At 70.7% G+C, this 7,250-nt stretch carries 5 protein-coding genes, 1 tRNA gene and 1 pseudogene; all 7 read right to left on the reverse strand.

What is annotated here, in order from left to right:
- Nucleotides 1-674: 674 nt before the first annotated feature.
- Nucleotides 675-914, reverse strand: a pseudogene (locus ACJ73U_RS12115) (DivIVA domain-containing protein); the annotation flags it as partial.
- 10 nt (nucleotides 915-924) lie between these two features.
- A complete protein-coding gene (pth, locus tag ACJ73U_RS12120; RefSeq protein WP_407777672.1) occupies nucleotides 925-1,506 on the reverse strand; it encodes an aminoacyl-tRNA hydrolase in 582 nt (193 codons plus the stop codon).
- A gap of 56 nt (nucleotides 1,507-1,562) precedes the next feature.
- The gene (locus ACJ73U_RS12125) at nucleotides 1,563-2,168 is read right to left on the reverse strand and encodes a 50S ribosomal protein L25/general stress protein Ctc (RefSeq protein WP_407777673.1); all 606 of its coding nucleotides are present in this window, start codon (nucleotides 2,166-2,168) and stop codon (nucleotides 1,563-1,565) included.
- A gap of 279 nt (nucleotides 2,169-2,447) precedes the next feature.
- Nucleotides 2,448-3,428: a ribose-phosphate diphosphokinase gene (locus tag ACJ73U_RS12130; RefSeq protein WP_407777674.1), complete on the reverse strand. Its 981-nt coding sequence runs from the start codon at nucleotides 3,426-3,428 to the stop codon at nucleotides 2,448-2,450.
- Complete coding sequence (glmU, locus tag ACJ73U_RS12135) at nucleotides 3,425-4,900, reverse strand: bifunctional UDP-N-acetylglucosamine diphosphorylase/glucosamine-1-phosphate N-acetyltransferase GlmU (RefSeq protein ID WP_407777675.1); 1,476 nt, start codon at nucleotides 4,898-4,900, stop codon at nucleotides 3,425-3,427. The genes ACJ73U_RS12130 and glmU overlap by 4 nt, the downstream gene beginning before the upstream one ends.
- Before the next feature lie 147 nt (nucleotides 4,901-5,047).
- A complete protein-coding gene (locus ACJ73U_RS12140) occupies nucleotides 5,048-6,856 on the reverse strand; it encodes a diguanylate cyclase (protein WP_407777676.1) in 1,809 nt (602 codons plus the stop codon).
- Nucleotides 6,827-6,897, reverse strand: a tRNA-Gln gene (locus ACJ73U_RS12145). The genes ACJ73U_RS12140 and ACJ73U_RS12145 overlap by 30 nt, the downstream gene beginning before the upstream one ends.
- Between the last annotated feature and the right edge of the window lie 353 nt (nucleotides 6,898-7,250).

Raw genomic sequence — 7,250 nt, forward strand, 5'->3', positions numbered from 1 at the left:
GCTCTGGTCGGCGGTTTCACTGGTGTGGGCTGGGGCGCCTCGGCGGTAGGGCCTGCGGGTGCGGTTGGGGCCGCAGCCGCTTTGGGGCTCGACGGGATGGGCGCAGGCGCCGACGCAGGCGCAGGCGCTGGCGCAGGCGCTGGCGCAGGCGCAGGCGCAGGCGCTGCCGTTGCCGTTGCCGTTGGAGGCGGGGTGGCCGGATTCGCCGAGGGCGGGCGCGGGGAGGCTGTCGCGGGCGTTGTCGGCTGTGGAGGTTCGGCTGTGGGTTCCGACGCCGGTGCCGTTGGCGGTGCGGCGGTGGGAGCGCCGGGCGGCGTCGCGGACTTTCCGTTCGTGGTGGCCGGCGTGGCGGCGGGCGGACGCGCGACGACAGGGACAGGGACGACAGGGACAGGGACGACAGGGACAGGGACGACAGGGACAGGGACGACAGGGACAGGGACGACAGGGACAGGGACGACAGGGACGACAGGATTGTCGGTGGGTGTCGGTACGCTGGATTTCGGGGGGCCGGAGGCCGCCTCCCGCTTCAGGGGCCGCGTGCCGTGGGCGGGCAGCGAGGGCGCTTGTACGAAGAAGATCGGGGCCGTCTGTTCCACCGCGGCCGGTGGGGGTGACTGCGGGACCACGGGCGCCAACGGGAACTTGCCTCTTCGGCGTTCCAGTTCCTCCACCACCAGGTCCAGGAACTCGTCCACCTGGTCCTCGTGGTAGCCGCGGCGGATGAAGGGGGCCGAGTCGAACTCGACGTTGCGGACGTCCTCCGCCGTCAGGTTGTCCTTGCCTTCCAGCGTTGCCTGCACGCGGTCGAGGAAGTCGTCGACCTGGTCCTCGTTGTAGCCGCGCCTGCCCAGGGGTGCGCGGTCGAACGTCACGCAGTCGACCACCACCGGGGTTAAGGGAATGACGTCCACAAGCCCACTCCTACCGTGCGTGGAAGAGGTTCTGCGCCGCCTCCAGGCCCTTGCCCACCAGCGCCTCCACCGCGTCGGCGCAGTGGTCGACGTTGACGGCCAGGTCCTTGCGTTCCGTCGCCGAGAAGTCCCGGAGCACGAAGTCTGCCGGGTCCATCCGGCCCGGCGGCCGCCCGATGCCGAACCGTACTCGGAGGTAGTCGCGTGTGCCGAGGGATTTGGAAATCGAGCGTAGACCGTTGTGACCGTTCTCACCGCCGCCGAGCTTCAGGCGCACCGCCGGGTACGGGAGGTCCAGCTCGTCGTGGATGACCACCAGGTCGGCGGGGGTCACCTTGTAGAAGCGGGCGGTCGCGACCACCGGGCCGCCGGACAGGTTCATGAACGAGCGGGGCTTCGCGAGCACGGCCCGGCGACCGGCCAGGCGGCATTCCAGCACCTCGGCGCCGCCCTTGTGAGCCTTGAACTTGCCGCCGACCCTCGCCGCCAGCTCGTCGGCGACCAGGAAGCCCACGTTGTGCCGGTTGCCGGCATAGCGCGGCCCCGGGTTGCCGAGGCCGACAACCAGCACGGGCTCGTCAGCGGAAGTCATGCCCTAAAAGCTAACCGGGCGGCTCCCAGCGAAGGGAACCGCCCGGTCGACGATGCTCAGTCCTCGGAGGACTCGGCGGCGGACTCGCCGCCCTCGCCCTCGTCACTGGCGCCCGTCGCGGACTGCGCCACGTTGACCGCCAGGACCAGCGCCTCGCCGTCGGTCACCAGCTCCGCGCCGGCCGGCAGCGGGACGTCGGCGGCGGTGATCTGCGTGCCGGCCTCGGCGCCCTCGATGGACACCTCGAACTGCTCGGGGATGTGCAGCGCCTCGACCGACACCTCGATGGTGGTCAGGTCCTGTGTGACGAGCGTGCCGGGCACGGCGTCACCGGTGATGACGATGGGCACCTCGACCGCGACCTTCTCGCCGCGCTGGACCAGCAGCAGGTCGACGTGCTCGATGTAGTTCTTGATCGGGTGCGTGGTGACGGTCTTGGTGAGCGCCAGCTCTGTCGAGCTTTCGATCTCCAGCGTCAGCACGGCGTTCTGGCCGTGCTCACGGACCACGCGAGCGAACTCGAGCGCCGGCAGAGCCAGGTGCTTCGGGTCGGAACCGTGGCCGTAGAGCACCGCGGGGATCTTGCCGGCGCGACGGGTGCGGCGCGCAGCGCCCTTGCCGAACTCGGTGCGGGCTTCGGCGGCGAGACGTACCTCGGACACGGTGGTGCACTCCTTGCTACACGAAAAACCTTGGGGGCGGCGGGTGGCCTGCGGCGACAGGAGAGCGCGCGCGGCTGCAACACCGCCGCGTCGATCACGCCAGGCGTGACGCCTGCCCTCGCCGAGGCAACCTCGATAGTCTACGTTGCCCGTTTCCGCAAGAGCATCGGGGTCCGGGCACGACCTACCCGGCGAAGTGATTCACGTTTTCCGTGCACCCGGCCACCACCAACCAGAGCGCGACGGAGGACCGTGAACGCCGTCGCCGACCTGCGTACCTCAGGCGTTGCCGTCGAAGAGGCTCGTCACCGAACCGTCCTCGAAGACCTCCTGGATGGCACGCGCGAGCAGCGGCGCGATGGACAGCACGGTCAGCGTCGGGAAGCGCTTGTCGTCCGGGATCGGGAGGGTGTTCATGAGCACGACCTCCCGCGCGCCGCACTTCGACAGCCGCTCCGGCGCCGGCCCGGACAGCACGCCGTGGGACGCGGCCACGACCACGTCAGCGGCGCCCTCCTCGATCAGCTGCTCGACGGCCTTCGCGATCGTGCCACCGGTGTCGATCATGTCGTCGATCACCACGCACAGCCGGCCGCGCACCTCGCCGACGACCCGGTTGGCGACGACCTCGTTGGGTCGCAACGGGTCACGGGTCTTGTGGATGAACGCGATCGGCACGCCGCCGAGGTCGTCCGCCCACTTCTCCGCCAGCTTCGTGCGCCCCGCGTCCGGCGACACGACCGTCACGTTCTTCGCGCCGTAGCTCTCCCGCACGTACGACGACAGCAGCGTCTGCGCGAACAGGTGGTCCACCGGGCCGTCGAAGAAGCCCTGGATCTGTGCGGTGTGCAGGTCCACGGTCATGATCCGGTCCGCGCCCGCGGTCTTGAACAGGTCCGCGATCAGGCGCGCGGAGATCGGCTCGCGGCCCTTGTGCTTCTTGTCCTGCCGCGCGTACGGGTAGAACGGCATGATCGCGGTGATCCGCTTGGCCGACGCCCGCTTCAGCGCGTCCACCATGATCAGCTGCTCCATGACCCACTGGTTGATGGGCTCGCAGTGGCTCTCGATGACGAACGCGTCGCAGCCGCGCACCGACTCCTCGAACCGGACGAACGTCTCGCCGTTGGCGAAGTCGTACGCCGACTGCGGGGTGATCGACACGTTGAGGTGCTTCGCGACCTCCTCGGCGAGCTCCGGATGCGCCCGACCGGAGAAGAACATGAGGTGCTTCTTGGGCGTCCCTGACTTGGCGTTCATGGTTGTACCTCCGACGAGTCGGCCGAGCCGAGCGCACGCTGGGCGGCCTCCGCCGCCGGCGTGCCGGACCGCTTGCGCAGCACCCAGCCCTCGATGTTGCGCTGGGCACCGGCCGACACCGCGAGCGCGCCGGGTGGCACGTCCTCGCGCAGCACGGCCCCTGCGCCGCTGTAGGCGCCGTCGCCGACCGTGACCGGCGCGACGAACATGTTGTCCGAACCCGTCCGCACGTGCGACCCGACGACCGTGCGCCGCTTGGTGACCCCGTCGTAGTTGACGAACACGCTGGCCGCGCCGATGTTGGAGTACTCGCCGATGGTGGCGTCGCCCACGTAGGACAGGTGCGGGACCTTGGTGCCCTCGCCGATCTCGGAGTTCTTGACCTCGACGAACGTGCCGATCTTGCCGCGCTCGTGCAGCACGGTGCCCGGCCGCAGGTAGGCGAACGGGCCGACGTTCGCGCCGTCGCCGATGGTCGACTCGCTGCCGTGCGTGCGGACGACCTTCGCGCCCGCGCCGATCCGCACGTCGGTGAGCGTGGTGTCCGGCCCGACGACCGCGCCCTCAGCGACCGTGGTGGCGCCGCGGAGCTGCACGTTCGGCTCCAGCACGACGTCACGGGCCAGCTCGACGCTCGCGTCCAGCCACACCGTCGACGGGTCGACCATGGTCACGCCCGCGCGCATCCAGTGCTCGGTGAGGCGCCGGTTCAGCTCGGCGCCCAGGGTCGCCAGCTGGACGCGGTCGTTGACGCCCTCGACCAGCCAGGGGTCGGCGCAGGCCCACGAGCCCACCCGGTGCCCGTCGCCGCGGGCGATGGCGAGCACGTCGGTGAGGTACTGCTCGCCCTGGGCGTTGTCGGTGGACAGCTGGCCCAGCGCGTCGGCGAGGACGGCCGCGTCGAACGCGTACACCCCGGAGTTGATCTCGGTGATCGCCGCCTGCGCCGGCGTGGCGTCCTTCTGCTCGACGATCTCGGCGACCGTGCCGTCGGCGTCGCGGACGATGCGGCCGTAGCCGTGCGGGTCCGCCACGTCCGCCGTGAGAACGGTCACCGCGTTGCGTGCGGTCGCGTGCTCGGCGAGCAGCCCGGAGAGCGTGACGGTGTCGAGCAGCGGCACGTCGCCGTAGGTGACGAGGACGGTGCCCGCGAGGTCGCCGAGGACCTCCAGCGCGCAGCCGACCGCGTGCCCGGTGCCGTGCTGCTCCTCCTGCACGGCGACGGTGATCGTCGCGTCGACGCCCTTCTCGACCTCGGCGAGGTGCTCGCGGACCGCGTCCCGGCCGTGGCCGACGACCACGGCCATGCGGACCGGGCCGAGTCCGGCGGCGGCGCGGACGGCGTGCTCGACGAGCGAGCGGCCGGCCAGCCGGTGCAGGACCTTCGGGGTGCGGGAACGCATCCTGGTCCCCTCACCGGCGGCGAGAATGATCGTGCTGACTTCACCGAGCCCACTACGGCTCTCCGGCACAGCCGTCTCCCTTTGGCGCGATCTTCGTCCGGGGAGGTGCTCCGACCCCGGGGATTCGATCCTACGTTGCCGCGCCGACACTCCCCGACCGGCGCGGTAGTGCCCGGGACGGCGCGTTCGGGATGTTCACCGTCTCGAACGCGCCGGTCAGGGCGTCGGGTCCGGGAGGGCGTGGGCGGGGGTGTGCTCCGCCGGTTCGTCTTCGGTCGGCTCCTCGTCGGAGATGGCCACCACGTCGTTGCCGCCGGCGCGCTTCGCCTGGTACATGGCCGCGTCGGCGCGGGCGAGGGCCCGGGCGGCGGTCTCGCCCTGCCGCAGCGACACGACACCGACCGAGAGCGTGACGCCGTGGGACTGGTTGTCCGGGAGTCCGGCCACCGCGTCGGCGGCACGGCGCAGCGCGGCGGCCGCCGGCTGCAGTGGCGCGCCGGGCAGCAGCACGATGAACTCGTCGCCGCCGTACCGGGCGACCATGTCCGAGCCGCGCAGCGTGTCGCGGACCGTGTTGGCGATCACCCGCAGCACCTCGTCGCCGTCCGCGTGGGACATGCGGTCGTTGACGCGCTTGAAGCCGTCGAGGTCGACCAGCGCGATCGCCAGCGGCTTCTCGCCGATCTGGGCGGCCAGCTCCGCCAGCCGCTCGTCCAGGGCACGCCGGTTCGGCAGGCCGGTGAGCGGGTCCTGGAGGGCCTGGCGCGCGACCGTGCCGTGCCGGCGGGACAGCCGCTCGTGCTCACGCCGGGTGTCGAGGATGGCCTTGCGCGACTGCCGGTCGTCGGACAGCTGCGCCTCCAGCTCGGTGACGTAGAGCTGCAGCGCCGAGGTGGTCCGCTCGCCGCCCTCGTCCGGCCCGGACGCGGACAGCCGCGCGAACTCGCGGATCAGGCACAGGTACAGGCCCTGCTCCGACGGTGTGCTGTGCATGCGCTTCTGCACCGCGGAGATGGTCTCCAGGGCCTCCTCGACCATCCCCGAGTCCTCGAGGCAGCGGGCGACCGCGATCCCGATGAAGATCAGCTCGCGCGGCGGGGCCAGCTCCAGCAGGCCGATGAGCCGTTCGAGGTGGTCGGCGGAGGGGTTGGCGAGCGCGTGCGCCGCGCCGATGACCGGGACCTGCTCGGCGGCCGACCTGTCCGGTTTGCGGCGGAACAGCGACTCGCGGAACGGCAGCTCGATGGCCTCGGCCATGGCTGCCGCCTCCGCGAAGTGCTCGTTGGCCGAGGTGGCCTCGCCGGCGCGTTCGAGCCGCAGCGCCCAGCCGAGCTGCAGGCGGGTGCGGGTGAGCAGGTGCACGGAGATGTCGTGCGAGCCGGCGCCGTTGCGGATGTGCCGGTTGGCCTTCCTCATCACCTGGTCGGCGGTCTCGTACACGCCGAGCTGGCCGAGCACGGTGCCGAGGTCCATGAGCGTGGAGGCCATGAGCACGTGCCACGCGCGGCTGCCGAACTGCAGGTCGGGCGCGATGTTGTCGACGAGCATGGCGAGGCCGACCGCGACCTCGGTCAGCGCGTCGTCCTCGCGGCCGATGAGCAGCAGGCGCAGGCCGCGCAGCGCGTGCGCGTCGGCCTGCAGCACCAGCAGGTCGTGGCGCTTGGCGTGGTCGAGGAACTCCTCGACCATGTCGCTGGCGGCCTCGGCGGTGGTCTGGTCGACGACGCGGATGGCGGTCGCGGCACGCAGCAGCTGGGCGACCATCCTGGCCTCGCCGCGCTGGCGGGCCTGGGCGAGCAGGCGGTCCATCTCGTCGATGTGGCGGCCGAGGTCGATACGTTCACCCGCCTGGGTGATCGCGAGCAGCTCTCTGGAACGGCCGACCAACCACGCGTCAGAGCGTTCGTCCAACGCGACGAGATCGTCCCGTCCGCCATCCACGTGGCCGTCCACCTTCACGCTTTTTTGAGCTGCTGCTCGCCTGGGCACGAGCAGCTCCGCCGCCAGGGATCGAACCTGGACCATCAGAACCAAAATCTGAGGTGCTGCCTTTACACCACGGCGGATCGCGGGCGATGGTTCGTCACCCACGGTTCAACATCGTGGCATGCATGCTTGCGCGGTGGCAGTGGTACCCGCCGATAGGAGGCAAGCGCGTCCAAATGGGTGTGACGCGGATCACTGGAGTGGCGATACTGGCGCCTTGCCTGGTTCATTGGGACCCACAAGTTACGGTTCCGTAGGCGAGGCAAGCCTAAGTAATGCGAGGAAGACGGGGTGGCTAGATGACGACAACCCTCGACGAGACATCAGGCGGCGCGGCGCCACCCAGTAAGGGTCCGAAGCCGATCACCGTGGGTCGCCGCAACAACTATGTCCAGCTGGGGGTGTACATCTTCATCCTGGTGCCGTTCGCGGC

The sequence above is a fragment of the Actinophytocola sp. genome (assembly GCF_045807065.1).
In the GTDB taxonomy this organism is placed as follows: Bacteria; Actinomycetota; Actinomycetes; order Mycobacteriales; family Pseudonocardiaceae; genus Actinophytocola.

Coding starts and splice junctions, on each gene's coding strand:
- pth (WP_407777672.1), bottom strand. CDS start 1,506: ATGACTTCCGCTGACGAGCCCGTGCTGGTTGTCGGCCTCGGCAACCCG.
- ACJ73U_RS12140 (WP_407777676.1), bottom strand. CDS start 6,856: ATGGTCCAGGTTCGATCCCTGGCGGCGGAGCTGCTCGTGCCCAGGCGA.
- ACJ73U_RS12130 (WP_407777674.1), bottom strand. CDS start 3,428: ATGAACGCCAAGTCAGGGACGCCCAAGAAGCACCTCATGTTCTTCTCC.